This is a genomic window from Streptomyces coeruleofuscus (assembly GCF_039532725.1).
GTDB lineage: Bacteria > Actinomycetota > Actinomycetes > Streptomycetales > Streptomycetaceae > Streptomyces > Streptomyces coeruleofuscus.
The window spans coordinates 506,972-532,727 of the sequence record NZ_BAAASE010000005.1 but is presented as its reverse complement, the minus strand read 5'-3'; the positions used below and the strand labels follow the sequence as shown (position 1 = coordinate 532,727).

At 71.6% G+C, this 25,756-nt stretch carries 18 protein-coding genes and 2 pseudogenes; 12 read left to right on the top strand and 8 right to left on the bottom strand.

The genetic code is table 11. From position 1 onward, the window contains the following. Positions 1-72: 72 nt before the first annotated feature. The 3 genes from ABFX81_RS21845 (at position 73) to ABFX81_RS21835 (ending at position 2,303) form a co-directional block, all read left to right on the top strand. Entirely contained in the window at positions 73-705 is a 633-nt protein-coding gene (locus tag ABFX81_RS21845) for a class I SAM-dependent methyltransferase (RefSeq protein WP_346138521.1), read from the top strand. A gap of 171 nt (positions 706-876) precedes the next feature. Then, positions 877-2,067, top strand: coding sequence for a cytochrome P450 (locus tag ABFX81_RS21840; RefSeq protein WP_086844233.1), 1,191 nt, complete (start codon positions 877-879; stop codon positions 2,065-2,067). Positions 2,068-2,105: 38 nt separating this feature from the next. Beyond that, positions 2,106-2,303 carry a hypothetical protein gene (locus tag ABFX81_RS21835; protein ID WP_346138520.1) on the top strand — a complete coding sequence of 66 codons (198 nt, stop codon included), beginning with the start codon at positions 2,106-2,108 and terminating at the stop codon, positions 2,301-2,303. 28 nt (positions 2,304-2,331) lie between these two features. Here ABFX81_RS21835 and ABFX81_RS21830 read toward each other — a convergent pair whose 3' ends face one another. From ABFX81_RS21830 to ABFX81_RS21800, 7 genes and pseudogenes are all read right to left on the bottom strand, one after another. Next, positions 2,332-3,543, bottom strand: coding sequence for an FAD-dependent oxidoreductase (locus ABFX81_RS21830; RefSeq protein WP_086844235.1), 1,212 nt, complete (start codon positions 3,541-3,543; stop codon positions 2,332-2,334). Positions 3,544-3,645: 102 nt separating this feature from the next. Then, positions 3,646-4,590, bottom strand: coding sequence for an RNA polymerase sigma-70 factor (locus tag ABFX81_RS21825; RefSeq protein WP_086844236.1), 945 nt, complete (start codon positions 4,588-4,590; stop codon positions 3,646-3,648). Positions 4,591-4,647: 57 nt separating this feature from the next. Then, entirely contained in the window at positions 4,648-5,652 is a 1,005-nt protein-coding gene (locus ABFX81_RS21820; protein WP_346138519.1) for a TAXI family TRAP transporter solute-binding subunit, read from the bottom strand. After that, positions 5,649-7,040, bottom strand: a complete 1,392-nt coding sequence (locus ABFX81_RS21815) for a sensor histidine kinase (protein WP_346138518.1) — start codon at positions 7,038-7,040, stop codon at positions 5,649-5,651. Before ABFX81_RS21815 ends, ABFX81_RS21820 begins: the two co-directional genes overlap by 4 nt. A 26-nt stretch (positions 7,041-7,066) precedes the next feature. Then, entirely contained in the window at positions 7,067-7,726 is a 660-nt protein-coding gene (locus ABFX81_RS21810; RefSeq protein ID WP_086851538.1) for a winged helix-turn-helix domain-containing protein, read from the bottom strand. Between the two features lie 21 nt (positions 7,727-7,747). Beyond that, positions 7,748-9,097, bottom strand: a complete 1,350-nt coding sequence (locus tag ABFX81_RS21805) for an MFS transporter (protein ID WP_086851536.1) — start codon at positions 9,095-9,097, stop codon at positions 7,748-7,750. 80 nt (positions 9,098-9,177) lie between these two features. Further along, a pseudogene (locus ABFX81_RS21800) lies at positions 9,178-9,468 on the bottom strand (DUF418 domain-containing protein); the annotation flags it as partial. Here ABFX81_RS21800 and ABFX81_RS21795 point away from each other — a divergent pair. Then, positions 9,468-10,187: pseudogene (locus tag ABFX81_RS21795) on the top strand (DUF418 domain-containing protein); the annotation flags it as partial. The pseudogenes ABFX81_RS21800 and ABFX81_RS21795 sit on opposite strands and share 1 nt — an antisense overlap. 26 nt (positions 10,188-10,213) lie before the next feature. Here ABFX81_RS21795 and ABFX81_RS21790 read toward each other — a convergent pair. Beyond that, positions 10,214-11,899, bottom strand: a complete 1,686-nt coding sequence (locus ABFX81_RS21790; RefSeq protein ID WP_346138517.1) for a ribonuclease J — start codon at positions 11,897-11,899, stop codon at positions 10,214-10,216. Between the two features lie 687 nt (positions 11,900-12,586). On the opposite strand from ABFX81_RS21790, the gene ABFX81_RS21785 reads away from it, so the two are divergent. The 8 genes from ABFX81_RS21785 (at position 12,587) to ABFX81_RS21750 (ending at position 25,755) form a co-directional block, all read left to right on the top strand. Continuing rightward, entirely contained in the window at positions 12,587-14,065 is a 1,479-nt protein-coding gene (locus tag ABFX81_RS21785; RefSeq protein ID WP_346138516.1) for a sugar transferase, read from the top strand. A gap of 103 nt (positions 14,066-14,168) precedes the next feature. Next, a complete protein-coding gene (locus tag ABFX81_RS21780) occupies positions 14,169-15,485 on the top strand; it encodes a nucleotide sugar dehydrogenase (RefSeq protein WP_086853104.1) in 1,317 nt (438 codons plus the stop codon). 16 nt (positions 15,486-15,501) lie between these two features. Further along, positions 15,502-16,755, top strand: a complete 1,254-nt coding sequence (locus ABFX81_RS21775) for a glycosyltransferase family 4 protein (protein WP_346138515.1) — start codon at positions 15,502-15,504, stop codon at positions 16,753-16,755. Continuing rightward, the gene (locus tag ABFX81_RS21770) at positions 16,752-18,122 is read left to right on the top strand and encodes a Wzz/FepE/Etk N-terminal domain-containing protein (RefSeq protein WP_086853108.1); all 1,371 of its coding nucleotides are present in this window, start codon (positions 16,752-16,754) and stop codon (positions 18,120-18,122) included. Before ABFX81_RS21775 ends, ABFX81_RS21770 begins: the two co-directional genes overlap by 4 nt. After that, positions 18,119-19,672, top strand: a complete 1,554-nt coding sequence (locus ABFX81_RS21765; protein WP_086853111.1) for a Wzz/FepE/Etk N-terminal domain-containing protein — start codon at positions 18,119-18,121, stop codon at positions 19,670-19,672. Before ABFX81_RS21770 ends, ABFX81_RS21765 begins: the two co-directional genes overlap by 4 nt. A gap of 3 nt (positions 19,673-19,675) precedes the next feature. Beyond that, the gene (asnB, locus tag ABFX81_RS21760; RefSeq protein WP_086853113.1) at positions 19,676-21,610 is read left to right on the top strand and encodes an asparagine synthase (glutamine-hydrolyzing); all 1,935 of its coding nucleotides are present in this window, start codon (positions 19,676-19,678) and stop codon (positions 21,608-21,610) included. Between the two features lie 15 nt (positions 21,611-21,625). Then, positions 21,626-23,815, top strand: a complete 2,190-nt coding sequence (locus ABFX81_RS21755; protein WP_086853115.1) for a Gfo/Idh/MocA family oxidoreductase — start codon at positions 21,626-21,628, stop codon at positions 23,813-23,815. Further along, positions 23,812-25,755: a heparinase II/III family protein gene (locus ABFX81_RS21750; protein ID WP_346138514.1), complete on the top strand. Its 1,944-nt coding sequence runs from the start codon at positions 23,812-23,814 to the stop codon at positions 25,753-25,755. Before ABFX81_RS21755 ends, ABFX81_RS21750 begins: the two co-directional genes overlap by 4 nt. The last annotated feature ends 1 nt before the right edge of the window (position 25,756 follow it).

Below are 25,756 nucleotides of genomic sequence, written 5' to 3'. Positions count from 1 at the left end.
TGCGGGGAGTTCCCCGCGGCGGACAGGTCAAGCCCGATCGGGCACGGGGCGGATTGACAACGGGAGAACGACGTGACCGACGTGACCAAAGAGAACGAACGGCTCCTCGCACTGTGGCAGGAATACGCTCCCCGCTACGACCGTGACGCCGGGCGTCTCGAGAAGATGCTGCTCGACGACGGGCGTGCCTGGGTGGCCGGCCAGGCAAAGGGGGAAGTCCTCGAAGTCGCCATCGGCACCGGCCTGAACCTGGAGTTCTATCCGGCCGAGGTGTCCCTGACCGGATTCGACCTGAGCCCGGCCATGCTGGACCAGGCCCGGGACCGTGCCGCCGCACTGGGCCGGGAGATCGAGCTGCGGGAAGGACAGGCCCACGCGATGCCGTTCGCGGACGACTCGTTCGACACGGTCGTCTGCACGCTCGGGCTGTGCAGCGTGCCCGACGAACGGCCCGTGATCGCCGAGATGTACCGGGTGCTGCGACCTGGGGGGCGGCTGCTGCTGCTCGACCACGTGGGCAGTCACCACCGGTTGGTCTTCTGGTGGCAGCGCATGCTCGAGAAGAACATGCTGCGACAGTGCGGCGACTACCAGACCCGCCGGCCTCTCCCGCTGGTCCAGCAGGCCGGATTCGTCATCGAGCACCAGGAGCGGCGCAAGCTGGGCGTCGTCGAGCGGGTCACCGCGCGCAAGCCGGCCGCGTAGCAATTCCTTGGCGCACCTCGTCGGGAAATCCTTGTGAACCCAGGGCGAATTGCGCCCGGGACGAAGCCCTCTGCCAGAGCCCTGCGTCTGGCTCGCAGGAAGTCACCGCGATGGACGCCGCAGGCGGGTCTGTACCTACGATCTAGCAAAGGATGACGAAACATGACATCCATGGCCGACGCCTGGGGAATTCACGAGGCGCAGTTCTGGCTACGCGGCCAGGCGCCGGAAGCCCCGGTGCGCTACGACGCTCAGGCGGGGATCTGGTGCGTCTACGGCTATAAGGAGGTCCAGCACGTCCTGGCCAACCCCGCGACATTCTCCTCGAATACACAGCGCGTCATACCCAAGGACATGCTGGAGGGCCAGGAGGAGTTCAGCGAGGGAAACCTCATTCAGATGGACGGGCTGGAGCACAAAAAGCTCCGCGGTCTGATCAGCCATGCGTTCACCCCGAAGATGGTGGCCGATCTGGAACCACGCATCGCCGAGCTGACCCACGAATTGCTCGACGCGGTGCCCGACGGTAACCGGATGGAACTGGTCAACGACCTGGCCTATCCGCTTCCGGTCATCGTCATCGCCGAACTTCTGGGAGTGCCCAGCTCGGACCGGTACAGGTTCCGGGAATGGGGGGACGCCCTGATGGAGAGCACCCAGGAGTTCTCGTTCGCCGACCGGAGCGAAGAACAGCGGCAGCGGCTTCAGGACGCGATGCTGAAGGTCCGGAAACTCTCCGACTACCTGCGCGAACACGTCGAGGACCGCAAGAGGAATCCCCGCGAAGACCTGATCACCAAGCTGGTTCAGGCCGAAGTGGACGGTGAACACCTCACCGACAACGAAGTGGTGAACTTCTCCAACGTCCTGCTGATCGCCGGGCACATCACCACCACGATGCTGCTGGGCAACTCGATCCTGAGCCTGGACACCCATCCTGAGTGGTTCGCCAGGGTTCGTGAGGACCGGAGCATGATCCCCGCGGCGATCGAGGAAGCGCTGCGGTTCTACAGCCCGTTCGCGGGGACGGCGCGGGCCACCACGACCGAGGTCGAACTCGGCGGCGAGCGCATCCCCGCCGACTCCTTGGTGGTGACCTTTCTCGGCGTGGCGAACCGGGATCCGAAGGTGTTCACCGATCCGCACACCTTCGACCCGACGCGGGACCCGAACCCGCACATGGCGTTCGGCCGTGGCGCACACTTCTGCATCGGCGCGCCGCTGGCGAGGCTGGAGGGCAGGGTGGCGCTGAACATCCTGCTGGACCGCTTCCCGAACCTGCGGAGCGATCCGGACAGCCCGCCTGTGTTCCTTCCCAGCCTGAGCATGACCGGGGTCAAGAAACTGCCGCTGGTGTTCTGAGCACGACGTCCCGCAGGCCGTCACCGGGGAAACGCCGAGTGGTTCGTCCACAAGGGATCGATCACTCGGCGTCCACCGGCCGGCCTTCGCCCAAGTCCTCGACCGCGGGTATGGCCCTCGACGGCCACCCGTCCAACACTCTGGGAACGCAGTCCCTCGCCCTGACGCTCGCGGCGTACGAGCTGCTGGTGCGCAGGACGAGGGTGACGCGTTCCCTGTTCGGGATGCGGGGCTGAGGAAGGACCGGGACGGCCGCCGTGCGAGTCAGGCCGCTGTCCCGACCGGCGAGCCCGCACGGGCCGGCTGCCGTACGACGTGGCGGCGGCGGGTCGGCAGGCCGAGAGTCGGGTTGGTGACGCCCCAGGCCGCGCCCTTGCAGACCAGTTCCTTGTAGACGGCGGCGAACCGGCCCGTCAGGGCCGCCCGGACGGCGCGGTCGTCGGCGGTGACGTACTGGATCAGGCCTTCCCTGCGGCCCAGCGAGATGCACTGGTTGAAGTAGCGCAGCGGCGCGTTCGGGAGCTTCCCGCCGGTCAGGCGGGCCGCGATGGCGTCGGCGGCCTGCCATGCCATGGGGGTGCCGGAGGCGCACGACATCCGCAGCGGCTTGTCACCGGGGCCCATGGCCAGGGCCGCGTCGCCGATGGCGTACACGTCCGGGTGCGAGACCGAGCGCATGGTCCCGTCGACCACGATCTGGCCGGTGTCGGTGACGTCCAGGGTGGTGGCCTTCGCGATCGGGTGGACGGCGAAGCCGGTGGTCCACAGGGTGACCGCGGCGGGGATCGTCCCGCCGTCGGCGGCGGTGACGCGGTCGCCCTCGACGCGGGTGACGGCGGCATGCTCGTGGACGGTGATGCCGAGCTTGCCGAAGACCTTCCGCAGGTGCCGGCGGCCCTTGGGCGAGAGCCAGTCGCCGAGCTCGCCGCGGGCGGCCAGGGCGACGTCGAGGTCCGGGCGGGCCTCGGCGATCTCGGTGGCGGCCTCCAGGCCGGTGAGTCCGCCGCCGACCACGACCACGGACTCTCCGGCGTCCAGGCGGGCCAGGCGCTCGCGCAGCCGCAGTGCGCCGGGGCGGCCGGCGATCTGGTGGGCGTGCTCGGCGGCGCCGGGGACTCCCTGGTCGTTCCAGCCGCTGCCGAGGGCGTACACGAGGGTGTCGTACTCCAGCTCCTCGGTCTCCGGATCCCCGGGGCCGTCCGCGTCGACGACGGCGACGGTCCTGCGGTCGACGTCGACGCCGGTGACCTTCGCGAGCTTCAGTTCCACGCCGGTGCCCGCGAACATCTCGCTGAGGGGCAGGGACCTGAGGTCCTGGCCGGCCGCGAGCTGGTGCATCCGGACGCGCTCGACGAAGTCGGGCTCGGCGTTGACGAGGGTGATGGCGACGTCTTCGCGGTACAGCCGCCTGGCGAGGCGGCCGGCGGCGATGGCTCCGGTGTATCCGGCTCCGAGGACGACGATGCGGTGCTGCATTTCCGGGCTCCTGTCTTGAGCGGAACTCGCCCCTTGAACCGGGCAGCCCGCCGTTTCCTGACAGGAACGCGGTGTGAAGCACCTCACATCGTGGTCGGCCGGTCAGAAAATCCTGAGCAGGGGATCGCCGTGCTCGGTGGCCGCCCACAGCCTGGTCGCGCGTTCGAGCTTGTCGGGATTGACCTGGTTGCGGAACCCGGCGATGCCCTCGGCCGTGACCTCCAGGCACATGACGCCGATGACCCGGCCGTCGAGGACCACGACGAGGGCCGGGTCGCCGTTGGCGGTCGTGGCGTAGACGTCGGGTGAGCCACCGACCAGGTCACGCTTGGCCTTGCCGGGTTTGAACAGGCCCCGCATGAACTTCGCGACCGCGAGGGCACCCTCGAACGCCTTGGCACGGGCCGGGACCTTCCCGCCGCCGTCGCCGACCGAGATCGCGTCCTGGGTGAGCAGCCGCACGAGCGGCTCGGTCCGGCCACTGGTGGCGGCCGCGAGGAACTCGTCGACGATCCGCCGGGCGGCCGCCTCGTCGACCTCGGTGCGGGCCTTGCCGTCCGCGACGTGCTTCTTGGCCCGGTGGAGGATCTGCTGGCTGGCGGCCTCGGTGATGTCGAGGATCTCGGCGATCTCCCGGTGCGGGTAGTCGAACGCCTCCCGCAGGACGTACACCGCCCGCTCGTTCGGGGAGAGGCGCTCCAGCAGGGCGAGGACCGCGAACGAGACCGATTCGCGCTGTTCGGCGGTGTCGGCCGGGCCCAGCATGGGGTCCCCGGCGAGCACCGGCTCGGGAAGCCACTGGCCCACGTAGGTCTCCCGCCGCGCTCGGGCCGAGGAGAGCTGGTTGAGGCACAGGTTGGTGAGTACCTTCGTCAGCCAGGCCTCGGGCACCTCGATGTGGTCGACGTCGGCGGCCTGCCAGCGCAGGAAGGTCTCCTGCACGGCGTCCTCGGCCTCGCTCGCGGAACCGAGGAGACGGTAGGCGATGGCCTCCAGGCGGGGCCTGGCCGCCTCGAACCGGTCCACGTCGTTCATGGTCATGGCCATGGCCGGGATCCTAGCCGTCGCGAGCGCCGGGCGCCGGAGTGCGGCGCAGCGGCGTCGTCAGCCGTGCAGTTCGCGATAGGCGGCGACCGCCCCCGGATGCAGGGGCACGGCGCCCGTGGAGATCAGGCTGCGGGCGTCGAGGAACTGGGTGCCGAGGGCCGGGGCGGGGACGAGGCGGCCGGCCCGGCGGACCAGGACGTGGGTGAGGGCTGCGGCGACGGGGGAGGGGAGGTCGGGGCGGCAGAGCAGGAGGTTGGCGACGCCGATGGTGGCAACTTCGGGGTTCCGCCCGTACGCCCCGGCCGGCACCGTCACCGCCTCCAGGCCCGATCCCGCCGGGCCGAGGGCGGCGCGCAGCCGGGGCAGCAGGCCGGACAGGGGCAGCAGGCGGATACCGGGGCGGGTGTCGAGCCCGGACAGCACCGGCAGCGGGACGCCCCCCGCCACCAGCAGGGCGTCGATCGCGCCGGACCGCATCGCGCGGGCCGCCTGCGGCATCAGCAGATGCCGGACCTGTACGTCGGTGCCAGGGGTCAGGCCCGCGACCCGCAGCAGACGGTCGCCGAGCACGGCACCGCCGGAGGCGGGCGCGCCCAGCGAGACGGTGCGGCCCGCCAGGTCGGCCACGGTGCGGATGGGCGCCCCGGAGCGCACGGCCAGCTGGACGTAGTTCTCGTAGACCCTGCCGATCGCGCGCAGCGGGACGCGGCGGTCGAACGGCGCGGTGCCGCCGTACGCCGCCCACGCGATGTCCGACAGGGCCGGCGCCACCTCGGCCCGGCGAGCCTGGAGCAGCCGCACGTTGGCCACGCTGCCCTCGCTGTTGACCACCTGGCAGGACAGCCGGGGGTAGGCGGCCGTGACCTGGGCGGCGAGCAGTCGGCCGAAGGCCGCGTAGAACCCGTCGGGCTCGCCGGTCGCGATCCGCAGGTCTCCCTCCGGGCCGCTGCCCGGGCGCCGCGCGTCCGCCGTCGCGGAGCTTGCGAGCAGGCCGGCGCCCGCCGCGCCGAGAGCGGCGCGCAGGACGGTGCGGCGGGGCGTGGGGCGGGCGGGGCCGGTCATGTCGTGTGCCCCTTCGGGAGTACGACCCGGACACGCAGCCCGTGCGGTTCGGCCGCCGTGAACCGGACGTGTCCGGCGTGACCGGCCACCAGCCGCTCGGCGATCGCCAGGCCCAGGCCGCTGCCGCGTACCTCGCGGTGGCGTTCCGAGCGCCAGAAGCGGGTGCCCGCCCGGGGGAGTTCGCCGGTGTCCAGGCCCGGTCCGTCGTCCTGTACCTCGAACACCGCGTCCGCGCCCTCGGTGAAGCAGCGTGCCACGACGCGGGCGCCGCTCCCCGCGTACTTGATCGCGTTGTCGAAGAGGATGCCGGCGACTTGGGCCAGCTCTCCCTCCGAGCAGGCCATGAGGACGGCCGGGCCGGGGACGAACTCCAGGCGGACCGAGGCCTGTTCGGCCACCGGCTGCCACAGCCGGGCCTGGGCCGCGGCGACCTCCGTCCCGTCGCAGCATGATTCCCGCGCGTCCGTGACGGCCAGCTCACCGGCGCGGTGCTCGGCGTTCGCCAGGGTGAGCAGGTCGTCGAGGAGGTGCTCCATGCGTTCGAGTTCGGCCGTCACCCCGCTGTAGGTGCGGGTGGCGGAGGTGCGCAGGTGGGGCTGGAGCGAGTCGATGCGCAGCCGCAGGGCGGCCAGGGGGTTGCGGAGCTGGTGCGAGGTGTCGGCGACCAGCCGGCGCTGCTGTTCCAGCGCGGTGGTGACCGCGTCGGCCATGCGGTTGAAGCCGGTGGCAAGCTGCCGCAGCTCCGGCGGTCCGCCGGCCCGCGCGTGCTCGGGCGGCAGACCGGCGGCCAGCGTGCCGACCGCGCGGTCGAGACGGTGCAGCGGCCGTACGACCCACTGCGTGGCCCGGCGGGCGAGCAGCACACAGGCCACGGCGAACAGGCCGGCGCCGACCAGGACGAGCGCCCAGCGCAGGGCGATGTCGTCCGCGGCGGCCCGCACCGAGACCCGCAGCACCACGGCGCCGGACACCCTGGTCCCGGTGCCCACGGGGCGGGCGAGCAGCCGGTCGGCCCGGGACCAGGGCCGCAGCGTCCCTCCGGGCGGGACGGGCTGGTTGCGCAGCGCCGCGTCGACGAGCCGGGCGACGGCCGGGTCGGCGGCGCGCAGGCCACCCGTCTGCACCACCGGGGCGCGGCGGGCGTCGACGACCACGACCGCCTCGCCGTACAGCTCGGTGTAGCGGCGCACGTCGGCGGTGAGGGCGCCGGTGTCGTCGCTCTCGGCGGCCTGCTCGGCCAGCCCGGCGAAACGGTCCAGGTCGGCGGTGCGTGCCGCGACGAGCTGCTGGGTGCGCTGTGCGGCGGTGACGGCCAGCAGCGGGACGGCGAAGCCGGCCACGGCCAGGACCGCGAAGGCCAGGACCACGGTGAGGACGCGGGTGCGCATGAACAGGGCCTGCCGTGAGAACCGGCTCAGTCGCCGAAGCGGTAGCCGAAGCCGCGGATGGTGGTCAGCACCTCGGGGCGGCCGAGCTTGGCCCGCACCTGGGTGAGGTGCACGTCGAGCGAGCGGGACACGGCGAGGAAGGCGTCGCCCCACACCTCGTCCATCAGCTGCTGGCGGCTGACCGCCGTGCCGGCCCGGGCCGCCAGCGCGGCGAGTACCTCGAACTCCTTCGTGGTCAGCCGCACCTCCGCGCCCCCGACCAGGACCCGGCGGGCGTCCAGATCGACCTCGACGTCCCCGGCACGCACCGTGCGCTGCGCCGGCGCCGAGAGCGCCGCGGCCCGCCGGGTGACCGCGTCGATCCGGGCCAGCAACTCGGCCAGCCGGACCGGCTTGACCAGGTAGTCGTCGGCGCCCAGCCGCAGGCCACGCACCACCGACCGTTCGTCGCCCCGCGCGGTGAGCACCACCACCGGCAGGGGGCTGACCGCGCGCAGCTTGCGCAGCACCTCAAGACCGTCCAGGTCGGGCAGGCCGAGATCGAGCAGCAGCAGGTCCGCCTGACGGTGGCGGGCGAGCACCTCCTCGCCGCGCCGCACCCGGGCCGGCAGGTGGCCGTTGTCGTACAGGGCCTCGGTCAACGCGCCCGCCACACCGTCGTCGTCCTCGGCCAGCAGCACCCGCACGGTCGCCTCCTTCCCGCCTCGTCAGCCGCGAGACCCGGAAACGCCCTCGTCCAGGGGCGACGCCTCGGAGGTCTCGCGCATCCGAATGTAGACGAGCAGCGAGATCAGGACACAGGCGGTGACGTAGTAGAAGTACCAGTTCTCGTGTCCGGCGTTCTTGAACCAGAGGGCGACGTACTCGGCGGTCCCGCCGAACACGGCCACGGTCAGCGCGTACGGAAGGCCGACGCCGAGCGCCCGGATGGAGGTCGGGAACAGCTCGGCCTTCACCACCGCGCTGATCGAGGTGTACAGGGAGCTGACGGCCAGCGGCACGACCATGAGCAGGAACGCGTACACGGGGTCGCTGGTGTGCGACAGCAGGGTGAGCGAGGGCACCACCACCACGGTGCCCAGCACCCCGAACGCGATCAGCAGGGGACGCCGTCCCACCCGGTCGGAGAGCAGGCCCATGACCGGCTGGAGCACGACGAACACCAGCAGCGCGAAGAAGTTGATCCAGGCCGCCGTCGGCTTGGCGATGCCGCTGGTGTTGACCATGAACTTCTGCAGGTAGGTCGTGTACGTGTAGAAGAACAGCGTGCCGCCCATGGTCAGCCCGACGACGACCAGGCACTGCCGCGGGTAGGACAGCAGCAGTCGCAGGCTGCCGCGGGCCGGGCCGCTCTGCTCCTCCTCGCCTTCCGACGCGGCGCGCTCGAAGCTCTCGGACTCGTCCATGCCGCGCCGCAGCCACAGCACGACCACCGCTCCGGCGGCACCGACGACGAACGCGATCCGCCAGCCCCAGGACTCCATCTGCGCGGGGCTGAGCACCTGCTGAAGGACGATCTGGAGGCCGAGCGCCGTGAGCTGGCCGGCGATGAGGGTGACGTACTGGAAGCTGGAGTAGTAACCGCGGCGGCCGGGCGAGGCCACCTCGGACATGTAGGTGGCGGAGGTCGAGTACTCACCTCCCACCGAGAGCCCCTGCAACAGCCGCGCGGCGACCAGCAGTATGGGCGCGGCGACCCCGATCGAGCCGTACGACGGGGTCAGCGCGACGATCAGCGAACCGGCCGCCATGAGCGTCACCGACAGCGTCAGCGCCGCGCGGCGGCCACGGCGGTCGGCGTAACGGCCCAGGATCCAGCCGCCGATCGGCCGCATCAGGAAGCCGACGGCGAACACCGCGGCGGTGTTGAGCAGTTGGGCGGTCTGGTCGCCGGAGGGGAAGAAGACGGAGGCGAAGTAGACGCTGAAGGCGGTGTACGCGTACCAGTCGTACCACTCGATCAGGTTGCCGATCGATCCGCGCACGATGTTGCTGACGACCCTGCGTTCGTCGCGGCGCGGTTTCCGCGCGCGCTCGGCGGTGGTCTGTGTGGCCATCGGAACTCCCTTGTCTGCGGCTCGGGAGCACACAGAGTCGACGGCGCGAACAGGGTCGCTCAATGCCGGGAGCCAAGTCCTTACAGTCCCTTAGGGCTTCCCCGGCCCCGAGACCGGGACGCCGGGGCGGTCGCCATGCCCATCAGCCATTCGAGCGGCCCCCGCTGGAAGAAGCGGGACCAGATGGTGGCGAGGACGGTGACGGACGCGATGAAGCCGATCAGGACGTACAGGGGCGGGACGGTCGCTTCCTCGGTGCCCAGGAGCCAGATGGCGACGATGTGGTAGACGTACGCCGTCAGCGACATCGAGCCGACCGCGATGACGGGCCAGGACAGGCGGCGCAGCCGGGGGAAGGAGTCCATGGCGGACCGAGTCGGTCCAGCGGAACATCAACGCCTACGACCCGCTGCACCGGCTCAGTGACGTGGGAGTGCTCGATCTGCTGTTCACCGGCTTCTACCCGACGATCACGTGGATGTCGTTCGTGATCGCCGGTATGGCGCTGGCCCGCCTCGACCTGTCCCAGGCCGCCGTCCAGTGGCGCCTGGCCGCGCTCGGCGCCGCTCTCACCGCGGCCGCGTACGGCATGTCCTTGCTGCTGGCCGGCAAGGACGCGCTGGACAGCTTGGCGGAAGGCGGCCCGTCGTCCGGTAGCTCCGGGTCGATGCCCGGTAGCTCCGGATCGATGCCTCCCGACGGCGGAGCGTTCGAGCCCCAGGCATCGATGCTCCTGACAGCCGGGCCGCACAGCGGCACCACGTTCGACATCATCGGCAGCGTGGGAGTCGCGATCCTCGTGATCGTGGCCGCGACGGCGGCGATGGACCGCCTGCCGCGACTGCGCCGCCTGGCCAAACCGGTCATCGCCGTGGGCACCATGTCCCTGACCGCCTACGTCGGCCACTTCGTCGCACAGTCCGCGCTGTCCATGCCCAGCGGGACCAGCAGCCAGCAGTCCTGGGGACCGCTGCTCATGTTCGTCCTCGGGGCGACCGTGTTCGCCGCGACCTGGTCCCGCTCCTTCCGCCGCGGACCCCTGGAGTACCTGCTCAACGCCGCCACCAAGCCGGCGAAGCACATCCGATGAGGCCCCTTGCAGACCTCCACCCGGGCTCAGGCGTCGATGATGACCGGGATGATGAGGGGCCTGCGGCGGTGGGTGCGGAACGCCCAGTTCGCCACGGCGCGGGCGAGGAGCTGTTCGAGTTGGCGGGCGTCCCCGACGCCTTCCTCGGCCGCGGTGGCCAGGGTCTTCTCGATGACGGGGATGACCGGCTCGAAGGTGGCGTCGTCGTGGACGAAGCCGCGGGCCAGGAAGTCGGGGGCCTCGGCGAGGGCGCCGGTGTCCGCGTCGACGATCGCCACCACCGTGACCACGCCTTCGGCGGCGAGGGTGAGGCGGTCCTTGAGGGACGCTTCCGTGGCGCCGCCGACTTCCATGCCGTCCACGTAGACGTTGCCCGCGGGGACCTTGCCCGTGATGGACGCGCGCCCGTCGACGAGGTCGACGACGACGCCGTCCTCGGCGATGACGACCCGGTCGGGGTCGACGCCGGTACGGATGGCGAGGTCGCCGTTGGCCCGCAGATGGCGCCATTCGCCGTGCACGGGCATGACGTTGCGGGGCTTGACGATGTTGTAGCAGTAGACGAGTTCGCCGGCGCTGGCGTGCCCGGAGACGTGCACCTTGGCGTTGCCCTTGTGGACCACGTGGGCGCCCCACCGGGTCAGTCCGTTGATCACTCGGTAGATGGCGTTCTCGTTGCCGGGGATCAGGGAGCTGGCGAGCAGGACGGTGTCGCCCTTGCCGATGCGGATCATGTGGTCGCGGTTGGCCATTCGTGACAGCGCGGCCATCGGTTCCCCCTGGGAGCCGGTGCACACCAGAGTGATCTTGTGGTCCGGGAGCTTCTCCAGCTCCTTCGTGCTCACGACCAGACCGGACGGGACCTTCAGATAGCCCAGGTCACGGGCGATGCCCATGTTGCGGACCATCGACCGGCCGACGAAGGCGACCTTGCGGCCGTGCTCGTGGGCGGCGTCCAGGACCTGCTGGATGCGGTGCACATGGCTGGCGAAGCTCGAGACGATGACCCGGCGCGGCGCGGTGCGCATCACCTGCTCGATCGCCGGGTTCAGCTCGCGCTCGGAGGTGGTGAAACCGGGGACCTCGGCGTTCGTGGAGTCGGTGAGGAACAGGTCCACACCCTCCTCGGCGAGGCGGGCGAAGGCGCGCAGATCGGTGATGCGGTCGTCGAGGGGGAACTGGTCCATCTTGAAGTCGCCGGTGTGCAGCACCATCCCGGCGCCGGTGCGGATCGCCACCGCGAGACTGTCCGGAATGGAGTGGTTGACAGCCACGAACTCGCAGTCGAAGGGGCCGAAGCCGCGACGGTCGCCCTCCCGCACCCGCACCGTGCGCGGCCGGATGCCGTGTTCCTTGAGCTTGGCCTCGATGAAGGCGAGGGTGAGCTTGGAGCCGACGAGGGGGATGTCCCTCCGCTCCCGCAGCAGATAGGGCACGCCGCCGATGTGGTCCTCGTGGCCGTGGGTGAGCACCACGGCCACGATGTCGTCCAGCCGGTCCCGGATCGAGGTGAAGTCCGGCAGGATCACATCCACGCCGGGCTGTGTCTCCTCGGGGAACAGCACGCCGCAGTCGACGATGAGCAGCTTGCCGGCGTACTCGAAGACGGTCATGTTGCGGCCGATCTCACCCAGGCCGCCCAGGGCGACGACCCGCAGACCTCCGGCGGGTAGGGGTGGGGCGGCTTTGAGTTCGGGGTGCGGATGGCTCATACCTCGACGTTACCCGGAGAGCGGGACGTGATGATCCACTGCCTGCATGATCTCTTTTTCCCCTGCCCCGCATCCCCGCCGACGCCGACCGGTAGCGCCGGGACGTCCCGGAGCCGACGGTGCCGGAAGCCGGGAGAACCCCCGTCATCACAGGTCACAGGCACGTCTTCGGCGCCGACGCCTCAGCCGCGGTCACCGACCCGTGGACACGGCTTCAAATCTTGAGCACAAATTCCACACACCCCTCTCTTCAGAAAGGCCCCGATGGTCTAGATTGACCGTGCTTCCCAAGCTGGGGCACGAGGCGACAAATGATGATCTACAGGTCCGGTGCTGCGGACGGTCAGCGGTTGCGTCTCCGGTGCCAGACGTGGAGGTGATCAGTCCTTGGAGCCCGGGAGGGGGCTTCGGGTGCGGGGAGCATCCGAGGTTTCGACGGGCTCCCACACGCACCTCGAGAGTCTGGCAGGACATGCGAGTCCGCTGCCGCCGGCGCGGGTCGTTCAAGCAGCGCTGAAGCAGCCGGAATGTCATACGCGGGGCAGGGGTCTTCCGCGGGGGGAGAACAGCGCGGCGCGGGGGCCGGGGGTCCCCCGAGGGGAGGAAGCGTGCGGGGGGCGGGGGTCTCCCGGGGGGAGGAACAGTGTTGGGCGACATCGTCGAATCACTGGGAACCGGGGGGGTTCTGTGCGGCAGGGGGGATTAGCCGGCCCTTTATCGTCGGCGCGCGGGAGTCTGGCGAATGGGGCGATCAGCAGGCCCGCGATCGACTGGGAGCAGCGGTACCGCCGTACCGTGATCACCAGCGACACGGTGGCCACCGCCTTGGTGGTGGCGGCGATCGGCAACTTCTTCGGGGCCCGGGACGCGGCCGACTGGCACGAGAAGTGGGGAATCCTCGCATTCGGCACCGAGCTGCTGGTGCTGGGAGCGCTCGCGGTGAGCAGGTCGTGGTCTCCGGCCGTGCTCGGCCAAGGGGCCGAGGAATTCCGTCGGCTCGGACGCTCACTGTTCGCGGCGACCGTCGTACTGGCGCTCGGCGGGATCGCCCTCACCTCGCGCAACATCAAGCTCTGGATCTTCGTCGCGGTCCCCGCGATCGCGGTCGTCACCATGACCGCGCGGTATCTGCTCCGCCTCTGGCTGCACAAACAGCGTAAGGAGGGACGGTGCCTGAGACCGGTGCTCGCTGCCGGGAGCCCGGACACCTTGCGCGACCTGATCACCCGAACCCGCAAGTTCCCGCACCTCGGCTGGCGGGTGGAGGCGGTGTGCACGACGGACGGTCGCGGGCTCGACGGTGACCAACTCGACGGAGTGCCGGTCGTCGGACAACTGACGGACGTCGCCAAGCACGTCCGCCACGACGGCTACCGCGTCGTCGCGGTCACACCGGACCCGTACTGGTCACCGGACCGGCTGCAACGGCTGGCCTGGAACCTCGAAGGCAGCGACACCGAGATGGTCGTGGCCCCCGTGCTGATGGAGGTGGCCGGGCCGCGGCTGCACGTCGACGCGGTGCTCGGGATCCCGCTGCTGCGGGTCAGCATGCCGGCCTTCACCGGGGGGCGCCGGGTGATCAAGGGGGTGGTCGACCGGGTGGGCGCGGCGATCCTGCTGGTGCTGTTCGCGCCGCTGATGGTGCTCGTCGGGCTGCTCGTGATCGCGGACAGCCGGGGCGGGGTGTTCTACCGCCAGCGCCGGGTCGGCAAGGACGGCCGCGAGTTCACCATTCTCAAGTTCCGCACCATGGTCGCCGGGGCTCACGGGGCACGTGCCGAGCTGGCCGACCGCAACGAGGGCGCGGGGCTGCTGTTCAAGCTCCGCCGGGATCCGCGGGTGACCCGGGTGGGAGCGGTGCTGCGCCGGTACTCGATCGACGAGCTCCCGCAGCTCTTCAACGTGCTCACCGGCTCGATGTCGCTCGTCGGCCCGCGGCCTCCGCTACCGGAGGAGTCCGCCGCGTACGACCCGGACATCCGGCGGCGGCTGCTGGTCAAGCCCGGGCTCACCGGCCTGTGGCAGATCAGCGGACGCAGTGACCTGCCGTGGGAGGAGGCGGTCCGCCTCGACCTGCGGTACGTGGAGGACTGGTCGCTCGCCCTGGACACAGTGATCTTGTGGAAGACGCTGCGTGCGGTGATCCATGGGCACGGGGCCTACTGATGCGCGCAGGCCGTCGTCCGGCCGGTGCGCGGACCGCGGGCCACAAGGGCCTGCTCGGGGGGATCGCAGGCCACGAGGGCCTGCCTGGGGGGAGGGACGGGTCATGAGAGTCAGCGTTTTCGGGCTCGGCTACGTGGGCTGCGTTTCGGCCGCGTGCCTGGCCAGCATGGGGCACGAGGTCATCGGGGTGGACGTGAACCAGGCGAAGGTCGACCTGGTCAACGACGGCAAGGCCCCGGTGGTCGAGGAGCGGATCGGCGAACTCATCGCCGACGTCGTGAGCACCGGAGCGTTACGCGCCACCGGCGACGTCGGTGAGGCGATCATGGGCAGCGAGGTGTCGCTGGTCTGCGTGGGCACGCCGTCGGAGCCCAACGGGAGCCTGTGCACCACGTACTTGGAGCGGGTCACCGAGCAGATCGGCGCGGCGCTGGCCGAGCGGGGTGGGCGGCAGACCGTCGTGTTCCGCAGCACCATGCTCCCGGGCACCTGCCTGAACCTGCTGGTACCGATCCTCGAGAAGTACGTCGGCGGCACGGCCGGGGTGGACCTGGGGGTCGCGGTCAACCCGGAGTTCCTGCGCGAGGGCACGAGCGTGCGGGACTTCTTCGACCCGCCCAAGACCGTCATCGGCGAGCTCGACACGGCAAGCGGCGACGCGGTGATGGCCCTGTACGACGGCTTGCCCGGCGAGGTGTTCCGGGTGCCGGTCCCGACAGCCGAGGCGATCAAGTACGCGGACAACGCGTTCCACGGTCTCAAGATCGGCTTCGCGAACGAGCTGGGCGCGGTGTGCCAGGCGCTCGGGGTGGACTCGCACCAGGTGATGGACGTGTTCCTGGCCGACCGCAAGCTGAACGTCAGCCCCGCCTACCTGCGGCCCGGCTTCGCCTTCGGCGGCTCCTGCCTGCCCAAGGACCTGCGCAGCCTGGTCCACGCGGCGCAGCGGGCCGATGTCTCGGTGCCGATCCTCGCCCACGTGCTGCCCTCCAACTCCGCGCATCTCCAGCGCGCGGTGGAGCTGGTCGAGCGCACCGGCAAGCGCCGGGTGGGCCTGTTCGGGCTGTCCTTCAAACCCGGCACCGACGACCTCCGCGAGAGCCCGCTCGTCGAGCTGGCGGAGCGGCTCTTCGGCAAGGGTTACGACCTGCGGATCCACGACGCCAACGTGAGCCTCTCCCGGCTGATCGGCGCGAACCGCGAGTACATCGAGACCCGGCTGCCGCACCTCGCGCAGCTGCTCGCGGATTCCGTCGACGAGGTGCTCGAACACGCCGAGGTGTGCCTGGTCGGGACCAGGGATCCCGCCGTGCTGGCGGCGCTGCCCCATGGCGGCCGCCCGGTGATCGTCGACCTCATCCACCTTCCCGACGCCGAGGCGCGCCGGGCCGAACCGGGGTACGTGGGCCTTGCTTGGTGACACATCGTCAGACGGCATGACCGGCGGCGACCGGCCTGCCCGGCGCGCGCTGATCCTGGTGGAGAACCTGTCGGTGCCCTTCGACCGGCGGGTGTGGCAGGAGTGCACGACGCTGCGCGACGCGGGCTGGACGGTGCACGTCATCTGTCCCCAGGGGAGCAAGCGGGACACCGAGCCGGAGGCGGAGATCGACGGGGTGCGGATCCACCGCTACCCGTTGCGCGCGGCGACCGGAGGACCGGCCGGCTACCTGCGGGAGTACGGATCGGCGCTGTGGCACACGGCCCGGCTGGCCCGCAAGGTCGGTCCGGTCGACGTGGTCCACGCCTGCAACCCGCCCGACCTGCTGTTCCTGCCCGCACTGTGGCTGAAGAGACGCGGCGCGCGGTTCGTCTTCGACCAGCACGACCTGGTACCCGAGCTGTACCTCTCCCGGTTCGACCGCGGCGAGGACCTGCTCTACCGCGCCGTGTGCGCGCTGGAACGGCGGACCTACCGGGCCGCGGACATCGTGCTCGCCACGAACGAGAGCTACCGCGACGTCGCGATCCGCCGCGGTGGCCGGCGACCGGAGGTCGTCTTCGTGGTGCGCAGCGCACCCCAGATCGACCGGTTCCAACCGGTGCCACCCGAAACGGAGTTGAAGCGCGGCAAGCCTCATCTGCTGTGCTACCTCGGCGTCATGGGCCCCCAGGACGGCGTCGACTACGCCTTGCGGGCGCTCGCGAAACTGCGCGACGAGCTCGGGCGGACCGACTGGCACGCGGTGTTCGTCGGCTCCGGTGACGCCTTCGACGCGATGGTGGACCTGTCCCGGCGGCTCGGGCTCTCGGAGCAGGTGCAGTTCACCGGGCGTATTCCGGACGCCGACCTGGTGCGCTACCTGTCCACCGCGGACGTGTGCCTTTCCCCCGACCCGCGCAATCCGCTCAACGACGTGTCGACCATGAACAAGGTCCTGGAGTACATGGCGATGGGCCGGCCGATCGTCTCCTTCGACCTCCGGGAGGCGCGCGTCTCCGCCGGTGACGCCGCCGTCTACGCGGCCGCCAACGACGAGGCCGCATTCGCCAAGCTCATCGCGCTGCTCCTGGACGATCCGGAGAAGCGCGCCCGGATGGGCAAGATCGGCCAGGAGCGGATCAGCGGGCCGCTCTCCTGGCGGAACTCGCAAGCGTCGCTGCTCGCCGCCTACGCCGCCGCCTGCCGTGACCACACCCCGGTGTCGGCGGGCGACCCGGTCCGCACAGGGAAGAGGCCGCGTCGTTGAGCGAGGACACCATACGCCTGGCCACCATCGGGCGGATTCTCCGCCGGCGCCGGCGGCTTCTCGCCGTCCTCGCCGTGGTGGGCGCGCTCTTCGGCTACGGCACCTCGCTGGTGGTTCCGCCGCGGTACACGACGTCGGCGTCCGTACTGCTGCCGGGGCAGTGGGAAGAACGCGAACTGCTGACCCAGGTGGACGTGGCGACCAGTTCGACAGTGGTCGACCGGGCGGCCGCCACGCTCGGCTGGACGGGCGTCAGCGGCGCCGAGCTGCGGGATCGAGTGACCGCCGAGGCCACCGACGGGAACATCATCAAGATCTCGGGTACCGCCGACACCCCGGAACAAGCGCAGCGGCTCTCCGACCAAGTGGCCCGGCAGTTCGTCGAGTTCGCCGCGCGGATCGCGGGCGGCGGCACCGATTCCGAAGCGGCCACGGAGCCCGAGGCGCTGCGGAAGAAGGTCGAGGAGACCAACCGCCGCATCACCGACCTGGCCAACGCGGCCGGGCCGGGGCAGACCGTGGAGAGCGTGCAGGGCCGCACCACGCTCGAGAAGCTGCGCACCTCGCTGGAACAGGCCATGACCAAGCTGGACGAGGCCGACCCGGCGACCAGCAAGGCCGGCATGGTCGTCATGGGGCCGGCGGCCCGGCCGACCGGCGAGGCACCGCCGACGAGGACGCAGCTCATCGTCGCCGGGGCGCTGCTGTTCTTCCTGCTCGCGGTCATCGGCCATCTCGCCGCCGCACGGATGAATCGCCGGCTGCGCACCGAGCCGGAGATCGCCGCGGCACTGGGCTCGGCGCTGCTGGGCACGGTCGACGTGCCCGAGGAACGGAGCGGCACGCACCGGCCGGAAGACCGCGTCCCACGGGCCCGGGTCCGCCGCCTCCTCGGTCTCGACACCCCGTGGGACCTGCCGACGCCGCCGAGCTCCGGCGACGAGGCCGGCAGACGGATCCGCTACCGGCGGGTGTGCGCTCGCCTCAGGGACCGGACACCGGCCCCCGGGCGGCTGCTGGTCGTCGTACCGGACGGCGACGAGATCGCCCGCCGGGCCGCCGGACAGCTCGTCGCCGAGGCCCATGGCGATCCGCTGCTGCGGGTGGTGGAGGTCTCGGTGGACCGGCCGGCCGTGCCCGACCGCGACACCGAGTCCGGTGCCCTGATCGTCCTCACCGCGGGCAGCCGGACCGCGGAGGAACTCGCCGGCATCGCCGAGGCGTGTGCGGACGGCAGGCACGAGGTCGTCGGCGTAGTCGTCGCCGGCACGGTCCGGGTCCGCCCGACGCGGTCCGCCGGCCGGCCTCCGGATGACGCCACTCCCGCGCTCGCGGTTCGCGGCCACGCCAACGGAGGCTCAGTGTGACGACGAGCACGACGTCGGAGTCGTCGGCAGCCGCCCCGCTCTTCGACCTCCAGGCGCTGGTGGTCTCGGTGCGCAGGCGCCGCCGCCTCTGGTGCGCCATGGCGCTGCTGGGACTGCTGGCCGGCGCGACGGTGGCCGTCCTGATGCCGCCGCCGCCGACCGCGGTGACCAAGGTGCTGGTCGCGCATCGGGAGGACCAGCCGAACGACACCGGAACGCTGATCCGCACCGACGTCGAGCTGCTGGGGACCACGCGGATCGCCGGCAAGGCCCTGGAGGCCCTCGACTCCCGGGAAGACCCTGAGGACTTCATGCGGGACTACCGAGGTACCGGCTTGACCAACAACCTGCTGCGGATCGATGTGACTGGTGACAGCGACGCGCAAGCGGTGGCCCGGGCCAAGGCGCTGGCCGATGCGTTCGTCGCGGACCACGTGCGGCGGATGCGGGAAACCGCGAAGGCCGAGTCCGAGGCCCTGCTCGACCAGCGTGACCGCATGCGGGAGGAGCTCGCCCAGGTCAACGAGGCGATCGGAGACCGATCGGCGGAGAGCGACCCGAAAGCGTCGGCGAGCATGGAGTCGCTCTTCGCCCGCCGGGCCGAACTCAACTCACGGATCGCCGATTTCGACCAGCGCGCCGCGGAGGCACGCACCGGTACACCCGGGGTCATCTCCGGCACGCAGATCGTGGACGCCCCGCGCGCGGTGCGGCATTCCCTGCCCAGGGCCGCCGCCACCAACGCCGCGATCGGGTTCGTCCTCGGGCTCGTCCTCGGGCTCGCGCTGGCCGCGGTCGGCACGGTGGTGGCGGACCGCCCCGTGCTGCGCCGGGACATCGCGGCGAACCTGGGCGCCTCGGTCATGGCGGAGCTGCCCCGCCGGCCGGGCAGGCTGTGGCAGCGCCGACGGACCCGAGCGGCACGCGAACGGCTCACCCGGACCCTGGCCCGCACCGTGCGCGGCCACGCGGAACCGCTGTCACTGCTGGAACTGGGCTGTGCCCGCAGCGCGAGCGCGCTGGCCCTGGACCTCGCCAGGGCGATGGCGGCGGAGGGGCCGGTGGCCGTCATCGACGGTCTGCCAGGACCGCAGCTCGCGCACCGCCGCCCGAAGCCGGGAGACCCCACCGTGGTCAGCGGCGAGCCTGGCGAGGGTGTGTCTCCTCAGGAGCGCCGGATCGGCGTCGGATCGGTGGCGCCCGGCACGGCCTGGACCGACCTCCAGTACCTCGGCACCCGGACCGTGCTCGTCGTGCGTGCCGGGCACGGCAGCGCCGCATGGCTGCACACCGTGGCGCGACAACTGGCGGACCAGCGCATCGAGGTGATCGGGGTGGTGCTGATCGACCCCGATCCGCGTGACCGGACCGACGGCACGCTGTGGGACGGGCCGCACACCGCGCCGCGCGGCCGGACCGAACGGCCGGCCGGGCAGAACGGTGGGGGTACCTCCCACGCCGTTCAGGCAGTGGGGGAGGGCCCGGCGCGGACGGAGCGGCAGCCGCTGTGGGCCGCACGGGTCCCGGACGACGACCAGGAGGCGCGGTAGGACATGTGTGGCATCGCAGGCACTTACCGATGGCCGGACGGGAAGGCCGTGACCGACCGGCTCACCGACACCCTCGCCCACCGCGGTCCGGACGGGGCGGGCCGCTACGGCCACCCCGTCGGTGACGGCGAAGTGCAGCTCGGGCACCGCCGGCTGGCCATCATCGACCTGTCCGAGACCGGCGCCCAGCCGATGGTCTCCGACGGCCTCGCCCTGACGTACAACGGCGAGCTGTACAACGCGCCCGAGTTGCGTGCCGAGCTGGCAGCCGCCGGGGTGCGCTTCCGCGGCACCTCCGACACCGAGGTGCTGCTGGAGGCCTGGCGGCGCTGGGGCACGGACTGTCTGCCCCGGCTGCGCGGCATGTTCGCGTTCGGGATCTTCGACGAGCGCACCGGTGAACTGGTGCTCGCACGCGACCAGTTGGGCATCAAGCCGCTGTTCCTGCTCCGGCGCGGCGGGGGCCTGGCATTCGCCTCCGAGCTCAAGGCGCTCGCCGCCGCGACCGGCGGGAAGCTGGAGGTCGACCACGCGGCGCTGGTGGCCTCGCTGCTGTACTACTGGGTGCCGGACTCGCGCTGCGCGTTCCGCGAGGCGGAGAAGCTGCCGCCGGGGAGCTGGCTGAGGTGCCGGCCCGACGGCCGGGTGGAGCGCGGCCGGTTCTGGAACCTGAAGGACGTCGCCGCCGAGGGCCGGGAGCGGGCCCGGGCGGGCGAGCGGCCGGACCTGGCCGCCATCGTCGAGGAGTCGACCCGGCGCCACCTGCTCTCCGACGTACCCGTGGCGACGTTCCTCTCCGGCGGCCTCGACTCCAGCTACCTGACCGCCCTCGCGGCCCGCCACCGCCCCGGGATCTCCGCCTACACCATCGGATTCCGCGCCGAGGACGCCAAGTTCGAGGCGATGCCGGACGACCTGCGCTACGCCCGGCAGGTGGCCCGGCGGTTCGGCGTCGACCTGCACGAGATCGAGATCGCCCCGAACGTCCTCGACCTGCTGCCGCGGATGACGTACCACCTGGACGAGCCGATCGGCGACCCCGCCGCGATCAACACGTACCTGATCTGCTCGGCCGCCCGGGAGGCCGGGATCAAGGTGATGCTCTCGGGGATGGGCGCCGACGAGCTGTTCGCCGGGTACCGCAAGCACCTGGCCAACCTGCTCGCGCTGCGCTACCAGCGCGTTCCGCGGCCCGTGCGTCGCGGCCTGTCCGGGGCCGTGGACCGGCTGCCGGTCGCCACGTCCCGCCGGGGCTACCGGTCGGTGCGCTTCGCGAAACGGTTCCTCTCCTTCGCCGACCTGCCGGAGGAGACCGCGTTCCGGCGCAGCTACACCATGTACGACCGGGGCGAGCTGCTCGCCCTGGTCGATCCGGACCTCGCCCAGGCGGTCGAGGACGTACTGACCGAGCACGCGGACACCTACCAGGACAACGACCTCGACGACTTCGTCAACCGCATGTGCCTGACCGACGCCCGGATGTTCCTGCCGGGCCTGAACCTCACGTACACGGACCGGTCGAGCATGGCCGCGTCGACCGAGGTGCGGGTGCCGTACGTGGACGTCGAGGTGGTCAAGGCGGCGTTCGCCGTGCCCGGCGATCGCAAGATCGTCGGACGGCAGGGGAAGGCCGTCCTCAAGGAGGCGGCCGCCTCGGTCCTGCCCCGGGAGATCGTGTACCGGCCCAAGGGCCTGTTCAGCGCCCCGCTGCGCGCCTGGATGAGCCGGGATCTGGCACCGCTGGTACGCGAGGTGGTGCACGACGGCGAGCTCGTGCGTTCCGGGTTGCTGCGCCGCGACGCGCTGGCGCGGATGGTCGCCGAGGACGCCGCCGGGCAGCGGGACTTCTCCAAGCATCTCTGGCACGTACTGACCCTCGAGTACTGGTATCGCGACGCGACCTCCGGGTCCGGTCAGAGCTCTCGGTTATCGGCTTAGGAATCAGGAGTTCGGGTGAAACAGGTTGTGCAGAACTACAAGAGCGGCGAGCTGGCGGTGCTCGACGTACCGGTGCCGGGGTGCAAGCCGGGCGGTGTGCTGGTCCGCAGCGCCTTCTCGCTGATCTCCACCGGAACCGAGCTCATGAAGGTGTCCGAGGCCGGCATGTCGATGCTGGGCAAGGCCCGTTCCCGTCCGGACCAGGTGGCCAAGGTCATGCAGAGCGTGGCCACCAACGGGGTGCCCGCCACCTACCGCAAGGTGATGGGCAAGCTGGACTCCTACACGCCGCTGGGCTACTCGCTGTGCGGGGTGGTCGAGCAGGTCGGCGCCGGCATCGACGACGTGAAGGTCGGCGACCTCGTGGCCTGCGCCGGCAATGAGCACGCGTTGCACGCCGAGCTGAACTGGGTGCCGAAGAACCTCTACGCCCCGGTGCCGGACGGCCTCGCGCCGCGGCACGCGGCCTTCGGCACCGTCGGGTCGATCGCGTTGCAGGGAGTCCGCCAAGGCGAACCGCAGCTCGGTGAAGTGGCGCTGGTCATCGGCCTCGGGCTGATCGGGCAGCTGGTGGTGCAGCTGCTCGCCGCCTCGGGAGTCCGCGTCGTCGGCGCCGACCCCGACCCGGCGCGCTGCGAGCTCGCCGAGCGTCTGGGCGCCGCGGCCGCCGGCGATCCGGCGTCCGCGGCCGTGGAGTCCGCCGTCGCCGAACTCACCGGCGGGCACGGCGTGGACCAGGTGTACCTGGCCGCCGGCGGCGGCAGCAACCAGCCCGTCGAGCTGGCCGCCGAGCTGAGCCGGGACCGCGGCCGGGTCGTCGACATCGGTAAGTGCCGCCTGGACCTGCCGTGGAACGCGTACTACGAGAAGGAACTCGACGTCCGCTTCTCCCGGTCGTACGGCCCCGGGCGCTACGACCCGGAGTACGAGCTGGAGGGGCGGGACTACCCGATCGGCTACGTGCGCTGGACCGAGCGCCGCAACCTGGCGTGCTTCCTCGATCTCCTCGCCCGCGGCAGCGTCGACGTGGAGCCCTTGATCTCCCGCGTCGCCGAGTTCGACGACGCCGTCGAGACGTACCAGCGCCTGAAGGACGGCGAACTGAAAGCCGTGGCCGTGCTGTTCCGGTACTCCCGACGGGCGGGGGAAGCGGAGCTCCCTGCGCAGGCCCCTGCGGTCGACGTGCCCGTGGTGGACGTGAAGCCGGCTCCGGTCCGGGCCGCAAGGACGCCGGTGCGCCTCGCGTTCGTCGGCGCGGGAAACTACGCGACGTCGATGCTGCTGCCGCACCTGGCACAGCGCGACGGCGTCGAGCTGTCCACGGTCGTCACCACGACGGCGCTGTCCGCGGCCAACGCGCAGCGCAAATTCGGCTTCACCGAGGCGACCACCGACCTCGACGCCGTGCTCGGCGACAAGTCCATCGACGCGGTCTTCGTCGTCACCCGGCACAGCTCGCACGCCGAACTGACCCGGCGGGCACTCCTCGCCGGCAAGACCGTGTTCGTGGAGAAGCCCCTGGCCCTCACCGAGGACGAACTGGCCGGCGTGCTCGCGGCGGTGGAGGAGTCCGGCAACGACCGGTTGCAGGTCGGCTTCAACCGCCGGTTCTCGCCACTGCTGCGGGAGGCCCGGCAGCGCTTCGGCACCCGGACCGGCCCGGCGAACCTCCGCTACCTGGTCAACGCGGGCCGGCTCCAGCACGGCAGCTGGTACCTCCAGCAGGGCACCGAGGGCTCCCGGTTCGCCGGCGAGGGCGGACACTTCATCGACACGGCGAGCTGGCTGCTCGACGCCGACCCGGAATCGGTGTACGCGGTCGCCACGTCCGGCAACGAGGACCTCCAGCTCGTCCTGCGCTACCCGGACGGCTCCACCGCCACCATCAGCTACGTCACCACCGGCCCGGCCGGATTCCCCAAGGAGACGCTGGACCTGGTCGCGGACGGCCGTGCGCTGCGGCTCGACGACTTCGTCCGTGCCGCTGTTTACGATGGCCGCCGGAAGCGGTGGGTCAGTTCGCGGCTGCCCAAGGCCCGGGACAAGGGCCAGTCCGCCGAACTGGCCGCGTTCGTCAAGGCCGTGCGGACCGGCGGGCCGATGCCGGTGCCGCTCCAGTCGCTGGTCGCCACCACGGCGGCCACCCTCGCCGTGCAGGCCGGCCTGGCGGGCGGTGCGCCGGTGACGCTGGCGAGGCCGCGATGACCATGAGCGCGGGCTGGTACCTGCGGCGGCTGTCCCGGATGGGACCGCGGGAGATCGGCGGCCGGGCGGTCGACGCGGTCCGCAGGCGGCGGTGGCGGTCGGCGCGGCCGGCCTGCCCGAGCGTGACCGGCGCCCGGTTCACCGCCGTACTGCCCGCCGGGACGATCGCCGCGATACCTCCGGACGCCGCGAAACGTCTCATCGCCGAGGCGGACCGGCTGATGTACGGGCACGCCGAGTACTTCGGGGTGGTCCGCGACGACCTGGCCGATCCGGACTGGTGGTACGACCCGAAGACCGGGCGCCGGGCTCCGTGGGGCCACGCCTTCGACGTGCCGTACCGGGACGAGGACGCGGTCGGGGACATCAAGCAGATCTGGGAGCTGTCCCGGCATCAGTACCTGACCCAGCTCGCCGCCGCCTACGCGATCACCGGGAACGAGCGGTACGCCGAGCGAGTGGCCGAGCACCTGCGGTCGTGGTGGGCGGCCAACGCGCCGCTGCGCGGGGTGCACTGGATCAGCGGCATCGAGCTGGGCATCCGGCTGCTGTCCTGGGTGTGGATCCGCCGGCTGCTCGACGGCTGGCCGGGCGCGGCCGGGCTGTTCGAGGGCAACCCGGTGGCGCTGAACCAGATCTGGCACCACCAGCGCTGGCTGGCCGCCTTCCCCAGCCGGGGGTCTTCGGCGAACAACCATGTCATCGCCGAGGCGGCCGGGCAGTTGGCGGCGGCCTGCGCGTTCGGATGGTTCCCCTCCTCGGCGCGTTGGCGGGCCGACGCGCTGCGGTCGCTGGAGCGGCACCTGCGAGGCAACACCTTCGGCTCCGGTCTCAACCGCGAGCTGGCCACCGAATATCACGGACTGGTGCTGGAGCTCGGCCTGGCCGCGGTGGCCGAGGCGGATGCCGCCGGCGTGCCGGTCCCCGCGTCGATCCGGCTGGTGCTGCTGCGGATGACCGACGCGCTCGCGGCCATCGTGGACAGCCACCTGCGGCCGCCGCGCCAGGGGGACGCGGACGACGGGCACGGTCTGGTCGTGGACGGCGCGGGCACCGACCGCTGGGGTTCGCTGCTGGCCACCGGGGACGCCGTGTTCGGCCGTCTCGACTGGTGGCCGGAGGTGACCGGGACCGATGTGCGCACCCCGCTGCTCGCCGCGCTCATCGAACCCACCCGACCCGCCACGACCCGCCCGGCGAGCCGGCCGGCGCACTTCGCGGACGCGGGGCTCACCGTCCTGCGCGGCCCGGAGGAGATCTGGTGCCGCTGCGACGGTGGTCCGCACGGCTTCCTGTCCATCGCCGCGCACGCCCACGCGGACGCGCTGTCCGTGGAGGTCCGGCACGACGGGGTCGACGTGCTCGCCGACCCGGGGACGTACTGCTACCACGGACAGCCCGCATGGCGGCAGTACTTCCGGTCCACCCTCGGCCACAACACCCTGGAGTCGGACGGCAGAGACCAGTCCGTCTCCGGCGGCCCGTTCCTGTGGCTCCGGCATGCCAGGAGCCGCGTCCTGGCCGTGGACACCTCCGGCGAGGGAGTGGCCCGCTGGTGTGCCGAGCACGACGGATACCAGCGCTCCGTGCACCGCCGCCGGGTGGAGCTGACGGCCGCGAGCCGGGAGCTGAGGGTGTTCGACGAGGTGCGCGGCCCGAGCCGGGACGTACGCCTGGCGTTCCACCTCGGCCCCGCGATCGCCGCGGACCTGGTGGGCAACCGGGCCGTACTCACCTGGATGCGGGACGGCGAGGGGCGCTCCGCGGTGCTCGACCTGCCCGGGCAGTTGTCGTGGCGGGCGCATCGCGGCGAGACCGACCCTCCGCTGGGCTGGTACTCCGCCGGATTCGGGCGCAAGGAACCCACCACCACGCTGGTCGGCACCGGCTTCGCCGGCGGCGCGGAAGGGTTCACCACCGTACTCAGGTTCCGCGGCTAGG

Bases quoted from the DNA above. Each gene is read 5' to 3' on its own strand.
- ABFX81_RS21840 (WP_086844233.1), top strand. From the start codon at position 877: ATGGCCGACGCCTGGGGAATTCACGAGGCGCAGTTCTGGCTACGCGGC.
- ABFX81_RS21830 (WP_086844235.1), bottom strand. From the start codon at position 3,543: ATGCAGCACCGCATCGTCGTCCTCGGAGCCGGATACACCGGAGCCATC.
- ABFX81_RS21825 (WP_086844236.1), bottom strand. From the start codon at position 4,590: ATGGCCATGACCATGAACGACGTGGACCGGTTCGAGGCGGCCAGGCCC.
- ABFX81_RS21820 (WP_346138519.1), bottom strand. From the start codon at position 5,652: ATGACCGGCCCCGCCCGCCCCACGCCCCGCCGCACCGTCCTGCGCGCC.
- ABFX81_RS21815 (WP_346138518.1), bottom strand. From the start codon at position 7,040: ATGCGCACCCGCGTCCTCACCGTGGTCCTGGCCTTCGCGGTCCTGGCC.
- ABFX81_RS21805 (WP_086851536.1), bottom strand. From the start codon at position 9,097: ATGGCCACACAGACCACCGCCGAGCGCGCGCGGAAACCGCGCCGCGAC.
- ABFX81_RS21790 (WP_346138517.1), bottom strand. From the start codon at position 11,899: ATGAGCCATCCGCACCCCGAACTCAAAGCCGCCCCACCCCTACCCGCC.
- ABFX81_RS21780 (WP_086853104.1), top strand. From the start codon at position 14,169: ATGAGAGTCAGCGTTTTCGGGCTCGGCTACGTGGGCTGCGTTTCGGCC.
- ABFX81_RS21775 (WP_346138515.1), top strand. From the start codon at position 15,502: ATGACCGGCGGCGACCGGCCTGCCCGGCGCGCGCTGATCCTGGTGGAG.
- asnB (WP_086853113.1), top strand. From the start codon at position 19,676: ATGTGTGGCATCGCAGGCACTTACCGATGGCCGGACGGGAAGGCCGTG.
- ABFX81_RS21750 (WP_346138514.1), top strand. From the start codon at position 23,812: ATGACCATGAGCGCGGGCTGGTACCTGCGGCGGCTGTCCCGGATGGGA.